Raw genomic sequence first — 19295 nt, 5'->3', positions numbered from 1 at the left:
CGCAGCGGTACCCAGTGGCGTCGGATGTATAGGGAAAGCGTTGCCCATCTAGCCTGGCGGGCTGTTGAATGCTAGCTCCGCAGCTGCATGTCGCGGCCGCTCGGGTTAAGCTAAATACTCGGGATGTCCGGTCGGATCGGTCAGGTTAGCTTGGTGGCCGACGTGAAGATTTTTGGGTGCACGTTGGATGGTGCAATAAGGCCGGGGTGGTGGGATACAATGCGGCAATCCGGCAGGCTGATTCAGGGGATGGGCAGCGGAATGTGCAGCATGAGTGACGTTCGGCGGACACTTCAAGAAAGGAGTGCCGTTTGGGCTTACCAGCAGTTTCAGTTTGCTTATCCCGAACTGGAGTCGATCCTGCACGGCGAGGATGGTCGTTATGAAATCCACGTCGTGGGTCCTGTGGGCGATTGGGACGAGCTTTCCCGAATTTTTGATAGAGAGATTCGACCAATCACCGCCAATGTGAAGTTGGTGAGTGAGCCGCCCTCCCTTGAAAAGCTGAACATCTCGACCACAGCTGCTGACGACGCCTGGTTGATCAACGAGCCGATGACCCACCCCTGGATCAATGATCTGCTGAGCCTTGCTGCACCCGGTCTGCCTGCGGGAAATTTGGTGTTTAAGTTCGACCTTGATGGCTTCTTCTTTGAGCATCAAGGGTTGTCGAATGAGGAGCTGGCATCTGTAGATGCAGCGTACCGGAAACTTCAGTTGCCAGGGTCTTTGCGCTTCGCGCAGCTGTCCGCGTCTCCTACAAAGGAAGAAGTAGTTTCCGCCGCGGTCGCGCCTGAGAATTTTCTCGATCTGCCAGTCGTTCGACGGTTCAGGGCTTCATCTCAAGCTATCCGCGGGCTGGTTGAAGAAGATGAGGACTCTTGGCGAGAGTTCACCAGTTCCCGCAGTCAACAGCGGTTCTCCAGGAGCGAGTCGAGTCGTGAAAAGTTCTCGGTACTGTTCGGTGCAGATGATCTAAGTGACGTAAAGCTGGCTGAGCTATTGTGCATCTACGATGTCGTCAACATCGTGCCAACCTATGACCTGGGGTGGCTTGGTCGCCACGAGATTGACTTGGCTTCCTTTGAAGAGCTTGTCGGCATGGGGAGGATAAGGCTCGTACTGCCGGTGCCGGTCGCTCGTTATCCTTCGTCTCTGGTAGAGGCGGCCGTTGGAGCAAACAAGTCCTCGGTGATCCTGAGCCGGCGCCTGGCTTCGCTTACGGTGTCGCACGGGCAGCACAAGGATCCACTCCTGTATGGACCATTCAGTAACCAAGAGCGCATTGATCTCCTGCGAATGATTCAATCTGTCGGATCTTCGACTCCGTTGGCCCCTTTGGTCTCGGCCTACGGCAGGGTCCTTAGGCAACAGCATACCGCGTTGTTCCGTCATGGCGCGGTTGCGACCATGGAGTCCGGCTTTGGAGCACTGGTAGGGGAGTTGGTGCACGCGACACGCGGCGTCGATGCGCGCTTGGAGCTGAGCCACGCCGGCGCCATGGTCGAATGGGCGGCGTGCCTTGGTGCGACCTACTTGCCCCGCGAGTTTGCTGATTACGATGAGTCCGGCAATGCAACCACCATCGCCAACTACTTTAACCGGACGTCTGGAACGACTCCTGGACACGTCGCGGATCGAATGCATCGCGTCGTCGATGGCCTTCTAGCCCCGCGAGGCTTGTCAGCGTTGGAAGTGGCTCGGGGCACAACTGCCGAATCGTTCTGGAAGTTCCGCCGGGTGGCGCGCGGCCTATTGACGGCGGATATCGATCGAGAGGAGCTGAGTCAGGCGGTGAGAATGCTTAACGACGATGTCCGGTCCTTTGAGCGTCGGCGAGAGTTTCAAGCCAAGTACCACATAAGAACTACATTGACGGAACTGGTCACGCTTCCGCTTAACACCAAGATTGATTTGCTATTTCCGGGCGCGTCTTTCGTTGCTGCAAGCCTCGCTCGCATCTGCAAGACCGTGCTTAAGGACAGGGGGGTGTTTCCGAGTGAGGAGGGGCCTTGGGGAGACGTTGTGGATGCCATCCATGGGTTGGCTACGTGGACGTCACTGGATGCGGTCGTTATATCGAGAGCCCGTGACCGACTGAGGAATTGATTGCCGTGTGCGCAGAGGACGGGTGCTGCGGCGAACGAGCCTAGCCGGTGAATTTCCATTCCCTGGACTGCCTGGGCTGGCCCTGGCGCGTTCCAGTTACCCACTATGACATTGGAGTGGCGGTGGGGTTTCAAAGTAGGTGCCCGCTGGCTATGATCCGCCTGAGGACCACGGTAGGTCCATAGGTATTGGCATGGCGACGATCCAGGTTCATGCAGGGGATTTTGGTAAAGGAAAGGCCACATTGATGATGGGAGTCATCACGTTCGCGTGGCAGGCGGGGGATGGTTGGGCCGGGGGTTCGCTGCTCCTAAAGGACATTGAATCCGTGGATGTCGCTACGGAGGAAAGTGTTAAGCGGATAGGTGGAACAGTAGGGTGGGGCTTGGTGGGTGGTGCATTGCTGGGCCCGCTCGGGCTGCTCGCAGGGCTGCTGGCAGGTGGTCGGAGTAAGGACATCACGTTCGTGGCGAAGACCAAGGGAGGCAAGAAATTCCTAGCGACCACAGATTCGGCATCATTCAAAAAGATTGCCGCCGCCGCCTTTTGAGTTGTCTGAGTGATCTAATCATGTGCTAGGTGACCTCTGGTTCTTCAGCAGAGAGGCGTACCAGCATTTGTTCTTCCGTTCACAGGAGAGGTCTGCATGCTTGAGTTGTTCACTATCTCGTCGAAAACGCTTTGTTTCATTCTTTCCGCAGATCCGGCAAGTCTCAACGCAATTCAGGGTGCTATTCGACGTGCCCTCGAAGACGGAAATTCGCCAGACGAGCTGGAGGCAATGCGCCAGAGGGCGTGCCTTTCGGAACATTTGGGGACTTACTCAGTCAGCTCGGAAGGTCGGGCGCGGCGACTTTAGCCTTCCAGTAATCTGTTTTGCATGGTCGTTGAGGTGATACATGCAACGTCCTGGCGGCCTGCTGTATGCGTGGCAGGCCGTGGGTAGGTCGCGCTGGTCCCTTTCGGATCCTATTCTTGTCGCGCCAAGTTCAAGCCTAGTTGCCTTACCTCATCGCTCCAAGCCCGGTAGTCATCCAGCGGCATAGGGGCCTCCAAGCCACGCTCCACCCGTTCCAGGTATCTGCCCTTCCGGGCCATCGCCCCTCGATACAACAACTCGGCTTCTTCCAGTCTATCCGCCCGCTTCGCGGCCCGCAGCTGGGCTAGCCGACGAACCGAATCCGGGTTCGTGGATAGCACACGGGGAGCATGAGGAAGAGGCGGACCGCCTGTCAGGGGAACCCGCTTGTTGTTGCTCACTACGTCACGGACCAGGTGGTGCCAGCACTCCCGCCAGTCCTCTGCACCGACCGGGCCACCGCCTGGCACGTCCAACGGCGCGACGATCCCATGGGGCTCAATGAGCGCCCAAACCGCCCCTAGGAAGGCTCCCGCCGGCAGGCGCAGGAGGTGGGTGTGGTCCTCCGCCAGCACCTCACCCCCATCCCGCATTCGCAACGCCAGCAGGGCCTCGCCCAGTGCTAGGGCATCGCCCGCACGGGTGCTCCAGCCAACTACGCACACTCGCTCACCATCGACCATCCCAGCCCACGCATGGACCCGGAACCGGGGCTTGTTGAAACGAGAAGTTAGGTGGTCCAGCACGCGGCCCCTCTTCGCATGGCGGCTGAGTGGGGTGAAGTGGTTCTCGGCATACAGCAACGCCGACCTACGGCGTTCTAGCAGCAGGGCCGCTCGGTCAGTGGGCGCTGTCGCTTGCCACTCTGACCAGCTCACCAAATCGCGAAGGCCCTTTGCAGCAGCGCAGGTTCGGCAGGCAGGCGCCCAGTTCTCGCTGACTTGGGCTGGACCACCCAGTTGTGGCGGCACCAGTGCTACGGCTTGCCAAGCACGGCCACTGGTGCCCTCCAGAGGGGCGGAGCAGAACGCGCAGCACGAACCAAACTCTGCCAGCAGCGCTTTGCGGTTCCAGCGCTGTGAGAACTTGCGCGCGGGGGCTTCGGCACGGGCAACGGCTTCAAGGAACGGGACGGTATCAAACACCGCATGCCCCCACGCCGTTCAAAACTGCTTTCGTCCCCCGACTTCGCAACGCGACGAGAGCGGCCCGGCAGTGGCTTGAGAAAGATTTGACTAAAACGACCTGGCGGGCCTCAGGGAGCATCCTCGCACCAGGCAGCCAGTTCCCCAGTCCCCGCACTGGCAAATGGCAGAAAGCCCGCCAGTGCCCCTCCCTGCGCTGAGCAAGGTGGTGGCTTTCGGTAACGCTGACCCGGCTAAAACGCAACTCCAAAAACCCTTGAAGAAGACCGCAACCGTTTGGGTGCCGTCTGAGTTGTTGGTGACTTCGACGTTCTTGCCCGCCTTTGCTGTCGAACCCGAGCCGGTCCCGGCGGTTCCGTCCACGCCATCGTTGCCGGCAGGCCCCTGCGCTCCTGGTTGCCCTTTCAAGCTTGCCAGCCAATCTTGTTCATTGCCCTGGAAGCCGTTGGCCAGCGCCACCTCGTAGGCGCTTAGCCCATCGACACCACGCGGGCCCGGGGTACCCGTGCCGCTGCCTGGGTTTTGCTCAAGGGAAGTCACGCGTCCATCTAGGTCGTCCAAAGCGGCTCCCACGGTTTGATGAGTGGCCCCGCTCCGGAACTGATAAATCGGCGCTACAAAGTTCCCATTAACGAACGTGGCACCACCGCCAAGCGCTTGTGCGGCCTGACGGACCTGCCCGAGGTTCGCTACATCGGTGTCGGACGTCCCGGCCCGCACGTTGGTAATCCGGCGGGAGCTCTGGCCTCCGCCCTCAGAAGTGGCGCCTACGCTGACTTCGTCGCTGGCCCAGCAACGGCTATTGGAGCCCAAGGCGACGCAATCCTACGCCCGTGACTCGGCCCCGACGCCCACCGCCACAGACTGGCGTGCATCGGCGACGGCAGAGGAACCAAGGGCAACAGCGTGATCGGCGTTGGCCTGGGCCAAGTTGCCTTGTGCGATCGAAGCGTTGCCTCGCGACCTGCTGAAATAGCCTATCGACATCGACAGGTCTCCACTTGCTTGTGACTGAACACCGACCACTAAGGAGTGGACGCCGGTAGCCGCGGATTGGGTTCCCAGTGCGATCGCCGCTTCACCGCTGGCGTAGCTCAACGTGCCAGTGGCTACCGCGTTGACGGCCGTCGCATTTGCGCCCTGGCCCGTGGCGATGGAGTTCACGCCGGAAGCTTGCGCGTTTGTTCCTGAGGCAATCGCGTTGTCTGCGGAGGCGCTGGCTTGAACGCCGGTTGCAATCGCCCCGTCGCCGGACGCATTGGCGTATGCGCCCGTTGCAGTGGCATTCGGACCTGAAGCTTGTGCGTATTCCCCGGTGGCGGTGGAGTTGGGGCCTGAAGCGGTAGCCCCGGTTCCTGTGGCGGTTTGAGCAAACGATGGGGAGGAAAGCAACGTGGCTCCCATCAAAGCCGTTAAGATCGAAATGCGAAGCGACGACATGAAAACCCTCCCCACTATGAGTTGATACTTAACCCATAGCAGGGGATTTCATTTGCGCAAGGCGATCAGGCGATCTTTCTCAAGCTGTTAGGAAAGGTCGCAGAACAAACCCGCTCCGGGATAGCCAAGCTCCATGCGTAGCGGTTTTCATTGCTCCACAGCAAGCATTCGGTTGCCATGCCGGCAGGGCACCACTGCGGTGTCAGGGCTAGGGCCAGGGCGTACGGCGCGGGTTTGCCAATGACGGGAGCAAACGGGCGGCGCGGCTTTCCGTTTCGGTGGGCCCACTTCGCCTGGACGCATTCGGCCCTGAGCTCGACGTGGGGGTAGTCCTTCGGACTGGTCCACCGGCCTCCCCAGTTCAACCCGACCATTTCTGACAGCTCGCCGAACCGAAAGTAGCCGGCCATCACATGCGGATCGCCCAGGTCCCAGCTGGGCTGCCCGTTGACGAACACGGCTGCATCCAGTGCCAGACCAAAGTTATGGCAACTGCTGTAGGCACCAACGGTGGTGACGCCAGAAGCTGAAGCGAGGAGCGCAGCCTGTCGCTCTGGCGAACGGTAGCCCTCAAGTGGGCGCACGTCGAACCCTTCCACAGCAAGCTGGGCTTGGACGGCTTCCACCTTTTCCCTCAAAGCAGGAGAGACCCCTTTCCAAACCCGGCCACTCTTCGGATGGAAGAATCGGTGGATAGCGCCATGCGATTTTGGGGGTTGGTAAGCCCAGGCGGAGAACGGCTTGGGTTTGGGTTCGACGGTCGAACACCCAGCCAAGGCCAGACAAGCCAGAGCAGCGGCGATTGTAAAGCGGAGTTGCATGCTGTCCTCCCAGAAAGATCATTGGATGCTTTCAGGGGTAGTGGATTTCTAGGAAGGCGCAAGCAAGCTAAAAGAAAGCCCCCGAACAACCGGGGGAGGAGGCCTGTTGCCGAGGGCTTAGAGAGGCCCGGGACTAAAGTCCCAGCCTCGTTGCAAGGCATAGCATGCAAAGATTGAAAGTCAATCTGGGAAGCTATGCCGCGATCACCACGATGTCGCCTGCCATAGAGGCATCGTTTACGGCATCGATATCGAAGTGATCGACCCCGAGGAGATCGGCTTGATATGTCAGGGCTGGGATGGTCTGCTTTCCGCTCTCAATGAACGAAACTACTTGGCCCAGCTGGTCTTCGGTAATGCGGAAGGAAAGGTCTCGATCAGAAGTCAGTGCCTTGACGCGGTTTCCGTTGAGCTCATCAAGGTCTTGTGCGAGGTTGTGAAGAGTTTCTTGGCCGCGCTTGCGAGCACCCACCTTGGTTTGAACTTGGGCGAGGAACAGCCCAAGGTTTACCAAGCGGTCTTGGAGCACCTGGATGTCAATCAGGCGGTCCAGGTTGCTTGCTGCTTTGACGGCGTGGCGCTGCAACACCAGCTTGGTGAACTGGTATTGCTCATGGAAGTCCTGAATCTTGTGCTTGAGGAGCTCGATATCGTTCTCCTCAAAGTGCTGCTCGCAGGCGAGCACCAGGCCACGAAACCTCGCCTCATCCATCAGCAAACTGCGTTCGTGGGCTTCGCTGACCATTTGAAGTGTTTGAGCGATGCCGGCTGACTGCGCTTCGATCTGGCCGCTGATCTTGTTCAGCTTCCTGCAAACGATGACGAAGCCCGCGGTCGTGACGGCCAGATTCAAGCCGGCCATGGCGAGGTTGGCCATCTGTAGTGCTTGAAGTGAACCCATGCTCTGTTGGAGGACATCCATGCCGCCCTGAAGGTTGCCCATGCTGTGTTGCATGGCGGCCTGCAGTTGGGAAATGCTCTGCTGGGCCTGCTGCGGGTCGCCTGGGAATACAAGGTGCGCGGCGATCTGGCCCCCCTTTCCAGTTCCCGCGGCGTATCGCACCACGCCTCCAAAAACGTTTAGCTCTCCAGAGGCGATACGCACAAGGATGTCTTGAAGCTTGGGCAGGTCACGCGCCAGCTCTGCATTGGTCAAAGACATGCTTTCAGCCTCTCAGAATAGTGTTGGAAATCGGCGTCAATGCGCTTGCGACGAATTTTGGCGATCTGAAGGACAGCAGGGACTGTAATGCGGAATGCTGGGCCTGTCGCTTCGTAGAGTGAGTACCCCGCAGCCCCAACCGCGACAGGGCCCGCGACAAACGACGCCGCACGAGCGCTCAAAGCGGATGCAAAGCCTGCGACCCCGCCAGCGGAGGCCAAGCCTGCTGCCGTCCCTGCGTTCTGAACTAGTTGTTGCACTACCTTGTCGATGACCGAGTTGGGCGTGGTCTCGCCGGCGCCCTCTGCAGTTGCATCGTCGGGCGAATATTTCCCGATGGCTCCCACAAGGGCCAACTCTTCGAGAGCATAGACGTCGGCGTCCTCTGGGATCTTGCCAACCAGCTTTTTAGCAACGTCTTTGGCCAGCTCCGAGTATTCGACCCCGGAGGACCGGTAGGTGTTCATTAGAGTGTTGCCGCCGAAGGCGCAGATCTCCTTTTCCAGCACATCAGCAATCGACTGAAGGCTCCCCGCGGCCTTTCGATCAACGATGAGCGCCTTGATGCCAGAGTCGAGCGCTAGCCGTCCCTTGCCGTAGTCGGTGATCAAGTCAGCCAGGACGTCCAGATCTTCACTGCCGGCTTGAGAAAGAAGCTCGGCCAATGGCCGGTTTCGTGGAACGCTGAAATCCATGTTTTCCCCCGTATGGGTTGCCTAACCCGTCTGTCTCTTGGCGTCAGGGCTTTATCTACAATCGGCCCTTCGGATCGGATTCTAACCAAAGCCACCGTAGTCTCGGTCGTTGGAGTCGCACTGAAAGAGATCGGAAGTTCGGTCACTGGGAAAAGCGCGTGCAGCGCTTCTCGGCCATGAAGAGGGAGGGGCGGGCGATGATGAAAGTCAAGGCGGCTCAGGGGCCGAACCGCGGCAGCGCCGTTGTCAGGATCTCGATCAGCCCATGCGGCTGCTCAGTGTGGAAAGGGTTGAGCTACTGGCGCATCTAGTGACTGCCACTTGGTGTCCTTCGGAGGTCGGGGAAAGACGGCGTGGTGCTGTTCTCGGAAAGCGCTTGCGCAGCAGATCGGCGCGCGGCAGCGCCAGCGAGGGCCTTATCAGCAGGGCCGACAGCGGCAGCCAGCGTTGGGGTATCTCGATGCGGCGCCCTTCGGCCAGCATGATCGCCAGGAACTGCAGCGCCGTCACGAGGACATCCGACCAGGTGAATGCAAAAATTGGCGTGTGAAGCTCTGGCGTTCGTATCAGAAAGGATTTCGGGGAAGGGGGGCGGCCGGAGGCGGAAGCGCGGCGTCCAGTTCCCAGCCCCTCAAGGTTGACAGTACCAGCGGCCAGAACTGACTAGCCCGGGCTTGCTGAAGCTCGAGCCGCTGCTTGGCTCGGGTGGGCATTCGACCGGCCCGGCGAGGTACCAGCGGCTCTGCAGAGACCACCGTATGTGTAGCGGGCAAGGCATTTGGTGTCGATCTGCCCGTCCCGTCGGTCTCCACCAGACCATCGAGGGCGGCCGCCAAGGTGGTGATAGGCACCAACCAGCTTCCGCCGAACTTCCTCAGGCCAGGGACGATGAGTCCTCTGGAAAGCTGATCTCGGGTCTGCTCATAGCCGCCCGCACCCGTACGGTTGAGCACGCGGGCCACGTCCTCGACGGTCAGCATCGCCTTGCCGGGGAACATTTCGCGCAGCACAGGCAGGATGCCGGTCATTGCCTTGGGAAAAAGTTGGGAAAAACCATCCTTGGAAAGACCTGTTTTTGCTTGGATTTAGTGGCGTGGAACAACAAAAAAGGTTGGGCAGCTTCCTGTCCAACCTCTTGATAAATAAAGCAAATTTAGTGGTGGAGCCAAGGAGGATCGAACTCCTGACCTCGTCATTGCGAACGACGCGCTCTCCCAGCTGAGCTATGGCCCCACGGCAGGGCTTCAGTCTAGCCAAGCGCCTGCCGCTTGCCAAGCCGATCAAAGGAATTCCATGTCGAGACGCGAGGCACATCAGCGGGTGACTGTGCCGAAACCGCTTGTTTCGCCGGGTTTGGGTGCTGCGCAACGAAATCGTAACAATTTGGGGGATAATGGCGGCTTGCGCAGTTGTCCTCCTTTTTGCCGCCCGGCTCGCGCAGGCCGCACGGACGCCTCCCCAGAGCATTTCATGCCCTCCCATTCCGATTCCCGCCGCCTGTCGGGTATGTCGTCTTCCTTCGTTTCCTTCCGCCGCCATCCGCTGGCCCTGGCCTGTGCCGGCCTGGCCCTGGTCGGCAGCTTCGGCGCCGCCGCACAGGACAGCGCGCCGACCCCGACCGGCCTGGACACGATCACCGTGACCGCCGAACACCGTGAGCAGAACCTGCAGGAAGTGCCGGTCTCGGTGGGCGTGGTGCAGGGCGAGCGCATGCGCGACTTCACCGCCGGCGGCGACGACACCCTGCTGGCGCTGTCCGGCCGCGTGCCGAGCCTGTATGCGGAAACCACCACTGGCCGCATCTTCCCGCGCTTCTACATCCGTGGCCTGGGCAACATCGACTTCTACCTCGGTGCCTCGCAGCCGGTGTCGATCATCCAGGACGACGTGGTGCTGGAACACGTGGTGCTGAAGTCCAACCCGGTCTATGACGTGGACCAGGTGGAAGTGCTGCGCGGCCCGCAGGGCTCGCTGTTCGGCCGCAACACCACCGCCGGCATCATCAAGTTCGACACCCTGAAGCCGACCCAGGACTACACCGGCCGCGTCAGCGCCAGCTACGCGTCCTACAACAGCGTGTCGATCGACGGCGGCTTCGGTGGCCCGATCAACGACATCGCCTCGTTCCGTGTGTCGGCCCTGTACCAGCACCGCGACGATTACGTCGACAACACCTACAAGGGCCCGAGCGCCGACGGCACGGTCAGCCCGAAGAAGAACGCCATGGGCGGCTTCGATGACCGCAACGTGCGCGCCCAGCTGCTGCTGACCCCGAGCGACCAGTTCTCGATCCTGGCCTCGGCCCACGCGCGTGATTACGAAGGCACCTCAACCCTGTTCCTGCGCGGTGCGCTGACCAAGGGCTCGAACAAGACCGACGTGCCGCGCGACAAGGTCGCCTACGACGAAGCCGGCAACAACCCGCAGGCGTACAAGACCTATGGCGGTTCGGTGAAGGCGCGTTATGACTTCGGCGCGATCGACTTCACTTCGATCACCGCCTACGAAACCACCTCCGGTTACAGCCGTGGCGACACCGACGGCGGTGCCGCGGTGAACTTCCCGGTCAACGGCGTGCCGAACGGCTACGGCCAGTCGATGGGCCGCATCCGTGACCTGGACCAGTGGACCCAGGAATTCCGCCTGGCCAGCCATGACGACAGCGCCCTGCAGTGGCAGGCCGGTGCGTTCTACTTCAACGGCAGCGACACCACCGACTTCTACCAGCGCGCCTGGTTCCTGCAGGGCGCGGCCCGCAACCCGAACAACTGGGTGCGCCTGCGCAACAAGAACACCTCGTGGGCCGGTTTCGGCCAGATCAGCTACGCCTTCACCGACAAGTTCACCGTTACCGCCGGCCTGCGCCAGACCAAGGACGAGAAGCACACCCGCCTGCTGAAGACCGCTGATACCGCCGCCGGCGTGGTCACTTACAAGGGCCGCACCGACGTCAAGATGTCCGATACCACCCCGAGCTGGGATCTGAGCGCGATGTACCAGATCACGCCGGACGTGAGCGTCTACGCCAAGGTCGCACGCGGCTTCCGCGGCCCGACCATCCAGGGCCGTTCGGCGGTGTTCAATGCCGATTTCACCACCGCCGATTCCGAGACCATCCTGTCCTGGGAAGCGGGCGTGAAGAGCAGCCTGTGGGACAACCGCCTGCGCCTGAACGCCACCGCGTTCACCTACACCGTCAACGACATCCAGCTCAACGGCAACGATTCGGACGGCAACGGCGTGCTGTTCAACGCCGACAAGGCCAAGGCCTACGGTTTCGAAGCCGACATGGAGCTGCGCCCGATCCCGAACCTGACCCTGAGCGCCGGCCTGAGCCTGCTGCACAGCGAGATCAAGGACAAGCGCGTGTATGCGCAGGTCTGCGGCCTCAACGGCCAGGTGGTGTGCACGGTGAATGACCCGACCATCAAGGTCGGTGCCAACACCTTCGCCCAGATCGACGGCAACCCGCTGCCGAACGCGCCGAAGTACAACGTCAACCTGGCCGCCCGCTATGACTTCCCGGTCAGCGATGCCGGCACCATGTTCGTCTCCACCGACTGGAACAAGCAGGGCTACACCAGCTTCGTGCTGTACGACAGCAAGGAGTTCAACTCCAAGGGTGACTTCGAGGGTGGCCTGAAGATCGGCTACTCGGGCAACTACGGTGCCTACGAAGTGGCGCTGTTCGCGCGCAACATCACCAACGAGAAGAACCTCAAGGGTGTGATCGAGAACTACATGGCCGCGGTCTACAACGAGCCGCGTACCGTCGGTGTCTCGCTGAACATGAACTGGTAAGCCCACCCCGTCGTGTAACGGAAACGGCGCTCATCGAGCGCCGTTTTTGTTGCTGGCCAGGCATCATCCGTGCTCAAGGCGTGGCGCTGACGCCCTTGCCCAGCGCTGCATCGGACGGCGCACTGGGGCCCAGCACCTGCAGCTGCATCGCCTCCATCCGCTCCAGTACCTTGCGCTGCTTGCCGTTGAGGCCGCGCGAGGTGATTGCGATGTGCTTGCGTGCAGCGTCCAACGGCGCGGGTTGGTAGTGCACCCTGAAGCGGCGCAGGGCGCAGCCCGTCAGCTTGTCGACCGGTGCGCAGTCGTCCGCGTTGAAATCGATATCGCCGTCGGCGGCAACAATGAAGGGGCTGAGCAGGATCTGCCCTTCGTGGGCAGTGAAGGCCAGTGGCGCGTGGGCCTTGGCGATGACCGCCTGGATGCGTACGGCAGGGATGTCTTCAGGGACGATCCTGTCATCCCAGTAGCCTTCGGTGGGGCGCGAGGTTTCATAGTTCTGGGTGCCCCATGCCACGCAGTTGCCGGAAGCCACGTGCACCGAGATGCAGACCTGCTGGGAGTGCTGATCGGTCAGGACGCCCGGTGGTACCCAGACCTTCTTCCAGGAATAGAAACGGTAGTCGACGTCGCCAAGGCGGGTGGCGCCGATGTCCTTCGATACTTCGTCCATGGTCCCCAGCGGCTTCAGCTTGGCCACGCGGGTGTTCAGTCGGTAGTTCTCCGCACCGTTCAGCAGATAGGTGCCCGGCGGAATCAGATGCACCTCGAACACGTCCATCAACACCGTCCGCTGCGGGCCGGTTTCCAGTTCGTTGGTGTTGAACAGCTGCACATAGCCCTGGGAGGGAATGTCCTTGTGCTGGAAGGACACCCGCGTCGAGAACCCGGGCAGGTCGGTCGAGCGGTTGCCCAGATGAAAGCCGGGGACCGGAGAGCCGACGCCTGGCCCGCCGTTGTGCACGACATACGGGGCCGGCACCAGCACGGCAACCAGACCATCGCGGGTGGCACCGTCAATGATGTCCACCAGCTTGGCTGTGTTCTCCTTTTCCTGTGCATAGGAAAGCGGTGCGGCCTGCCCAGCGCATGCCAGGACCAACGGGGTTAGCAGCAGTGCGCAGGCGGTCGCGATCTTGAGGGTCTGCATCGACGTCTCCTTGTCAGTACCGGCAAACCCTAGCACGGCCCCAGCAGGCCTGAGGTGCACGGCGCCGGCGTGGTCCGGCGACTTGTGCCATCAACGTGCCGGCAGCAGCGCCTGCAACCGCGATTCCAGTTCCTGCTGGCGCCAGCCGGCCAGTGCTGCCGGCCATTGGCGGCGTTCCAGATAGCTTTCCAGATGCTTGCGGGAGGCCAGCACGCCATCCGGCAGGCCCAGCTCGCGGCTGCGCTCGGCCACCGCGTCTTGAAGCTTCTTCACCGCCTGCTTGTTGCTGTCGTTGGCGGGTAGCGCCAGCGGTGCCCCGGCCTCATCGGCCAGCGGTGTGGACAGCGCCTGCCAGACCGCGCCGGCAAGCTTGCGCGGTGCCTTCGGGAACTGCTCGAACAGCTTGCCCAGCGCAGCCTCGTCGGCCGGTGGCGTGCGCGCCAGGGTGGCGGCCAGTTCGTTGTCCAGGATCCAGCTTCGCGGGCGGTCGCTGTTGCGTGCCTGTACATCACGCCAGCGCAGCAGGCGCAGCAGGCGGTGCTGTGCGGCCGCGTCGAGGAACTGCGCCGAGCGCATCGCCAGATGCGGCCAGCGGTCTTCGTCATTGGCGACGCTGGCCAGCAGGCGCTCGCCATCGTCGTGCAGCCACTGCTGGCGGCCGAGTGCCTGCAGCTTGGCATCAATGGCGTCATGCAGCGCGAACAGGTGCTCGACGTCGTCGGCGGCATACTGCAGTTGCGACTCCGAAAGCGGGCGGCGCATCCAGTCCGAACGGGTTTCGCCCTTGGCCAGGGCGACGCCGGTGATTTCCGCCACCAGCTTCTGGTAGCCCATGCCGCCGCCGATGCCGGCCAGCGCAGCACCGATCTGGGTGTCGAACAGCGGCCGTGGCAGCACGCCGCACGCCCACTTGAAGGCGACCAGGTCTTCGCTGGCGCTGTGCATCACCTTGGTGATGGATTCATCGGCCAGCCACGGCGCCAGCGCCTCGGTCATGCCGGGAATCAGCGGGTCGATCAGCAGGATGTCCTGCCCGACCGCCATCTGCACCAGGGCCAGCTGCGGCCAGAAGGTGCGCTCACGGATGAATTCGGTGTCCAGGCCGATGCGGGTCGGGCGCTGCTGGAAGTACGCATCCAGCTCGGCGGGGGTGGTGATCCAGGTTGCCACGGGTCAGGGCCTACTACTCGGGTTTGCTCAGGCAGGGGAGAATAGCCTAACGTCGGTGCGCGTCCGTGCCGAAGGAGGCTCTGCTTGCGTTTTTCGTTGTCGCCCGTGCTGTGCACCGCCCTGGCTTTGGCTCTGGCCGGCTGCACGCCGTCGCCCCCCACGGCAACGGATCGGAGTGCCGGGGAACAGGCGCGCCGGTCCGCGGACGCAGACAGCGACGAGCGCCCGCAGGCCGGGCAGGGCAGCGTGACCATCGCCGGTGAGGATGCCGCCGAGGATGTACAGCAGTGGACGCCGCCGCGGGTGGACCGCCAGGGCCGCAGCCTGGCCCAGTTGCGCCGCGCCGCCGAGCAGGCGTTCGCCGAAGGACGGCTCTATGAGGATGCCGATGCCGCCATCCCGCTGTGGCTGGCGGTACAGGAAGAGGATCCGGATGACCGCCAGGCTCGCCAAGGCCTGCAGCGCGCCCGCCAGCGCCTGCAGCAGCAGGCGGATGCGTTGCTGGTGCGGCCGCTGAAGCAGCGCGAGGCGCTGGCCGAGGCCAGCCGCCAGGCGCTGGTGTTGCTGACGCTGGCGCCAAAGGACGAAAAGGTGCGTGCGCTGCAGGGACGGGTGGAGCTTGCCCAGCGTGTGGTGGCCTATAACCGCGCCGGCGAAGAGGACCTGCGCTCGGACCGGATCGGTGAAGACGGGGACGGGGCCATCGGCAACTTCCGCGAGGCACTGGCACTGGATGAGGACAACAGCCGCGCACGGCAGGGACTGGCCGCGGCCGAAAGTGGACTGATCCGCCGCGCCGAAGACGCGGCACGCACGCGTGATTTCGCCAGCGCCGGCACCTGGCTGGCCGAAGCGAGCAAGGTGCGCGACTCGTCGCCCACCATCGCCGACGCGTTCGAGCGCATCGAGCAGATCCGTGCGGCGGCATTGCTGCAGCTGCGCGATGACGGCCTGCGCGACCTGTCCACGCCGCAGGGCCTGAAGCCGGCGCGCGAGAAACTGGCCGAGGCCCTGCGCATCGCCCTGCCGGGAGACGCGGTGGTGGCCCAGCTGCGTGAGCGTATCGACCTGGCCACCCACTACGGCAGCTTCCGCCCTGGACAGGTGTTCAGCGACGCCATGCGCGATGGCGGACGCGGGCCGCAGATGGTGGTGGTGCCGCATGGCGGTTTCCAGATGGGCGCCGGCGATGCCGAGCCGGGCTCGAGCGATGCCGAGCGACCATCGCACTATGTGCGCTTTGATCGAGGCTTTGCGATGGCGATCACCGAGGTCACGGTCAGCGATTTCCAGCGCTACGTGAAGGCGACCAATGCGCGCCCACGGGCGACGCGGCGCGGCCATTCGGTGGTCTATGACGAACGCAGCGGCAACTTCATCCGGCGCAGCGGCGTGGACTGGCGCTCGGATTACGACGGTGGCCGCGCGATGGCCAATTCGCCGGTGATGCACGTCAGCATCCGCGATGCCGAAAACTATGCGGCGTGGTTGTCCGAGCAGACCGGGCGCAGCTACCGGTTGCCCAGTGAAGCAGAGTTCGAGTACGCGCTGCGCGGTGGCAGCAGTGGTCGCTACCCCTGGGGCGATGCCGGCACGCCGCCGCCGGGCAGCGGCAATTTCACCGGCAGCAAGGACGTGTCGCCGTCCGGGCGGCATTGGCACAACGCCTTCATCGGCTATGGCGATGGCTGGTGGGGGCCGGCACCGGTAGGGAGTTTCCAGGCCAATGCCTTCGGCCTGCACGACATGGGCGGCAATCTCAGCGAATGGGTGGCCGATTGCTGGCATGCCAGCTACCGGCGCGCGCCCTCCGATGGCGCCGCCTGGTTCAACCCGGGCTGCCGCGCACGGGTGATCCGGGGCGGCAACTGGGCCAATGCGCCGGAGCAGACCCGTGCCGCCTGGCGGCAATCCCAGGACTCGGATACCACCAACGCGCGCATCGGCTTCCGCCTGGTACGCGGCATCTGATCGGCGGCCGGCTTCACCCGTTGCTGGCATCGGCGCACTAAGATTGCGCCGTGCCCGCCGGCCGGCGGGGCCTGCTGGAAGCCGACCCGATGCGCAATGATCCCTTCTCCCGCTCGCCGCAAGGCCCGCAACGGCGCGGCCTGTTCGGCAACATCCGCTGGTGGGTGCTGTTGCTGGCCGCCGGCTATGCGGTCTTCTACTGGTTTTCCAACCGCACGGTGGATCCGTATACCGGCGAGAAGGTGATGATCGACAGCAGCCTGGATGCGCGGCAGGAGACCGCTTTGGGGCTGCAGGCCTACCAGCAGATCCTGTCGCAGGAACGGCCGATGGATCCCAATGCGCCGATCGCGCGCGATGTGCGCGACATCGCCCAGCGGTTGATTGCCAAGGTCGATGTGGTGGAGACCGCGCTGGCCCAGGAGCACGGCGTGCAGCCGGCGCATTTCGCGCGGGATTTCCAGTGGGAAGTGAATGTGATCCCGTCCGAGCAGGCCAATGCGTTCTGCCTCCCGGGCGGCAAGATGGCGGTCTACACCGGGCTGGTGCCGGTGGCGCGCACCCGCGATGCGATGGCGGTGGTGATGGGCCATGAGATTGCCCATGCGCTGCTGCGCCACGGTGCACAGCGGATGGCCCAGCAGAAGCTGACCCAGATCGGGCAGGTGGCCGGCGCCGCCAGCGGCATGGATGCGCAGCAGCAACAGATGATGATGTCGGCGATGGGTTATGGGTATCTGCTGCCGTATGCGCGCAGCCACGAGACGCAGGCCGATGAAGTGGGGCTGATGCTGGCCGCGGCAGCGTGCTTCGATCCACGCGAGGCGGTGCCGCTGTGGCAGCGCATGAGCCAGGCCAGCGGTGGCCAGGCGCCGCCGGAATTCTCCTCGACCCATCCCAACCCGGGTACCCGCATCCAGAACCTGCAGGCGTTGATGCCGAAGGCGCTCGAGTACCGGCAGAAGTTCTGCGAGCAGGCAAAGTAGAGGGTTGTTCGGCAGGGCTGCGCCCTGCACCTGCCGAAGCAACAGCAACAGCGTGCATTCCGTGGGATGGCGGGGTGGGTCCGGTTGCGGGGGCCGCTGCAAGTACGTCCATGTAAGCTCGGTCGCCGCTTGCTCGTGTGCGCAGTCCTGCGCACACGGCAAGACCGGGGTTGGGCGTCGTGCCCAACCCGCCCGAGGCATGCCTCGGGCCCATGCGGCTCACGCCCCCGCAACCGGACCCACCCCGCCTTCGACAGATTCTCGCAATCTGTTCGCTCTTCTGTAGAGCCGAGCCATGCTCGGCTCAAATCGTTCCGATATCGAAATATTCGATTCCGATGGAGATTCATCCACGCATGCGTGGATCTACCGTGTCGACCAAGGTCGACAACTACCAACAGCCTCCGGAATCTGTCAGAGGTGGGGCGGTGTCGGAGTGCGGGGTGTCAGCCGCATGGATGCGGCTGCCAAGCTTACAGGGACGTACTTGCAGCGTCCCCGCACTCCGACACCGCCCCGCCATCCCACGGAATGCTCGCTTTTGACGTTGACGTTGACGTTGACGTTGCCTTGGCTTGAAGCCTCTGCAGGTGCAGGGCGCAGCCCTGCCGAACACCCCTTTACTTGACCTGCACCTCGATCACGCCGTCGCCAACGCGGGCCTGCAGGGCGTCACCCGGCTGCACCTGGTCGACGTGCCGCACCAGGGCACCATCGTCACTGCGGGTCAGGATGCTGTAGCCACGGGCCACGGTCGCCAGCGGGCTGACCGCTTCCAGCGAACGCGCCAATCCGCGCAAGCGCAGGGCATCGCGCTCCAGCAGACGCTGCATGGCCACCTGTGGGCGCCCGCGCAGGGCAGCCAGGCGGCGCTGCATCGCGTCGAGCTGGCGCTGCGGATGATGCCCGCGCAGCACTGCCGCCGCATGGCGCAGGCGCGCGGCACGGCGCTCCTGTTGCTGGTTGAACGCGGCATGCAGGCGCCGGCCCAGATCGAGCTGGCGGCGGCGCAGCAGGTCCAGCCGCGCCTGCGGGCTCTGTGCGTTCAGGCGCAGCAGGGCGCGGTCGGCGCGCTGCATCGCCTGCTGCATCGCATGCCGTTGCAGCTGCACCATGCGCGCTGCAGTCCGGCGCAGGCGCAGGGCCAGTTCGCGCTGGTCGGGTACCAGCAGTTCGGCCGCCACCGACGGCGTCGGTGCGCGCAGGTCGGCGGCAAAATCGCTGAGGCTGAAGTCGGTTTCGTGTCCCACCGCCGACACCACCGGGGTGCGGCTGGCGGCGATCGCTCGGGCCAGCGCTTCATCGTTGAAGGCCCACAGGTCTTCCAGCGAGCCGCCACCGCGGGTCAGCAGGATCACGTCGTAGCGGCCACTGGCATCGGCCGCCTGCAGCAGGCGGGTGATCTGCGCGGCGGCGCTGCTGCCCTGGACCAGGGTCGGCAGCAGGTCCACTTCCAGCAGTGGGAAGCGGCGGCCGAGCACGCTCAGCACGTCGCGTACGGCGGCACCGGTGGGCGAGGTGATCACTGCCAGGCGCTGCACGTGCGCCGGCAGCGGCCGCTTGCGTGCCGGGTCGAACAGGCCCTCGGCCTCCAGGCGTGCCTTCAGCTCCTCGAAGGCGCGGCGCAGCGCGCCTTCGCCGGCTTCTTCCATGTGGTCCAGCACCATCTGGTACTCGCCACGGGCGTCGTACAGGGTCACCTTGCCGCGCACCAGCACGCGCATGCCTTCGCGCGGCACGAACTTCAGGTACTGCGCCTTCATCCGGAACATTGCCGCGCGCAGCTGCGCACGTGCGTCCTTCAGGGTGAAATACAGGTGCCCGGAGGCAGGGCGCGCCACGCTGCCCAGTTCGGCCTCGACCCAGATCGCCGGGAAGCTGCCTTCCAGCAGGTCGCGGGCCAGGGTGTTGAGCTGGCTGGGGGTGAGGATGTCGTTGTTGCGTGGCTGCATGGGAACGGCGTGCTGCGGGCGGAACGGGGGCTCAGGA

General features: G+C 63.4%; 14 protein-coding genes and 1 tRNA gene. 5 read left to right on the top strand and 10 right to left on the bottom strand.

Translation table 11 applies throughout. The features are described 5' to 3' along the window. Positions 1–270: 270 nt before the first annotated feature. Both ACZLHH_RS16245 and ACZLHH_RS16240 read left to right on the top strand, forming a co-directional pair. Positions 271–2109: a hypothetical protein gene (locus ACZLHH_RS16245; protein WP_177179537.1), complete on the top strand. Its 1839-nt coding sequence runs from the start codon at positions 271–273 to the stop codon at positions 2107–2109. A 193-nt stretch (positions 2110–2302) separates the two neighbouring features. Further along, positions 2303–2659 (top strand): hypothetical protein, encoded by a 357-nt coding sequence (locus ACZLHH_RS16240; RefSeq protein ID WP_071229684.1) that lies wholly within the window; start codon positions 2303–2305, stop codon positions 2657–2659. 2279 nt (positions 2660–4938) lie between these two features. Here the strand turns inward: ACZLHH_RS16240 and ACZLHH_RS16235 are convergent. The 7 genes from ACZLHH_RS16235 to ACZLHH_RS16205 all read right to left on the bottom strand — a co-directional run bounded on the left by ACZLHH_RS16235 (position 4939) and on the right by ACZLHH_RS16205 (position 9464). Further along, positions 4939–5553 (bottom strand): hypothetical protein, encoded by a 615-nt coding sequence (locus tag ACZLHH_RS16235; RefSeq protein ID WP_180844525.1) that lies wholly within the window; start codon positions 5551–5553, stop codon positions 4939–4941. Between the two features lie 65 nt (positions 5554–5618). After that, positions 5619–6374, bottom strand: coding sequence for a M15 family metallopeptidase (locus ACZLHH_RS16230; RefSeq protein ID WP_081352370.1), 756 nt, complete (start codon positions 6372–6374; stop codon positions 5619–5621). Between the two features lie 193 nt (positions 6375–6567). Next, a complete protein-coding gene (locus ACZLHH_RS16225; RefSeq protein WP_071229688.1) occupies positions 6568–7536 on the bottom strand; it encodes a hypothetical protein in 969 nt (322 codons plus the stop codon). Beyond that, positions 7527–8231 (bottom strand): YaaW family protein, encoded by a 705-nt coding sequence (locus ACZLHH_RS16220; protein ID WP_143048267.1) that lies wholly within the window; start codon positions 8229–8231, stop codon positions 7527–7529. The genes ACZLHH_RS16225 and ACZLHH_RS16220 overlap by 10 nt, the downstream gene beginning before the upstream one ends. 258 nt (positions 8232–8489) lie before the next feature. After that, a complete protein-coding gene (locus ACZLHH_RS16215) occupies positions 8490–8741 on the bottom strand; it encodes a hypothetical protein (RefSeq protein ID WP_177179538.1) in 252 nt (83 codons plus the stop codon). Between the two features lie 56 nt (positions 8742–8797). Next, on the bottom strand, positions 8798–9259 hold the full coding sequence (locus ACZLHH_RS16210; RefSeq protein ID WP_071229690.1) for a hypothetical protein: 462 nt from the start codon (positions 9257–9259) through the stop codon (positions 8798–8800). A gap of 129 nt (positions 9260–9388) precedes the next feature. Continuing rightward, positions 9389–9464, bottom strand: a tRNA-Ala gene (locus ACZLHH_RS16205). A 237-nt stretch (positions 9465–9701) separates the two neighbouring features. On the opposite strand from ACZLHH_RS16205, the gene ACZLHH_RS16200 reads away from it, so the two are divergent. Beyond that, entirely contained in the window at positions 9702–12032 is a 2331-nt protein-coding gene (locus ACZLHH_RS16200; protein ID WP_180844524.1) for a TonB-dependent receptor, read from the top strand. Positions 12033–12105: 73 nt separating this feature from the next. On the opposite strand, the gene ACZLHH_RS16195 is transcribed toward ACZLHH_RS16200, so the two are convergent. Together ACZLHH_RS16195 and rnd are read right to left on the bottom strand one after the other, a co-directional pair. Further along, positions 12106–13179 carry a hypothetical protein gene (locus ACZLHH_RS16195; protein WP_180844523.1) on the bottom strand — a complete coding sequence of 358 codons (1074 nt, stop codon included), beginning with the start codon at positions 13177–13179 and terminating at the stop codon, positions 12106–12108. A 90-nt stretch (positions 13180–13269) separates the two neighbouring features. Then, positions 13270–14349 carry a ribonuclease D gene (rnd, locus tag ACZLHH_RS16190; RefSeq protein ID WP_032130292.1) on the bottom strand — a complete coding sequence of 360 codons (1080 nt, stop codon included), beginning with the start codon at positions 14347–14349 and terminating at the stop codon, positions 13270–13272. Between the two features lie 84 nt (positions 14350–14433). Between rnd and ACZLHH_RS16185 the strand changes: the two genes are divergently transcribed. Beyond that, complete coding sequence (locus ACZLHH_RS16185) at positions 14434–16320, top strand: formylglycine-generating enzyme family protein (RefSeq protein WP_180844522.1); 1887 nt, start codon at positions 14434–14436, stop codon at positions 16318–16320. Between the two features lie 89 nt (positions 16321–16409). Next, the gene (locus ACZLHH_RS16180; protein ID WP_071229694.1) at positions 16410–17306 is read left to right on the top strand and encodes a M48 family metallopeptidase; all 897 of its coding nucleotides are present in this window, start codon (positions 16410–16412) and stop codon (positions 17304–17306) included. A 620-nt stretch (positions 17307–17926) separates the two neighbouring features. Here ACZLHH_RS16180 and xseA read toward each other — a convergent pair. After that, a complete protein-coding gene (xseA, locus tag ACZLHH_RS16175) occupies positions 17927–19258 on the bottom strand; it encodes an exodeoxyribonuclease VII large subunit (RefSeq protein WP_049401233.1) in 1332 nt (443 codons plus the stop codon). Positions 19259–19295: the final 37 nt, after the last annotated feature.

It is taken from the genome of Stenotrophomonas sp. 28608_Sma, assembly GCF_056486185.1.
The sequence above is the reverse complement of the archived record's forward strand: the minus strand, read 5'-3'. Positions and strand labels throughout refer to the sequence as shown.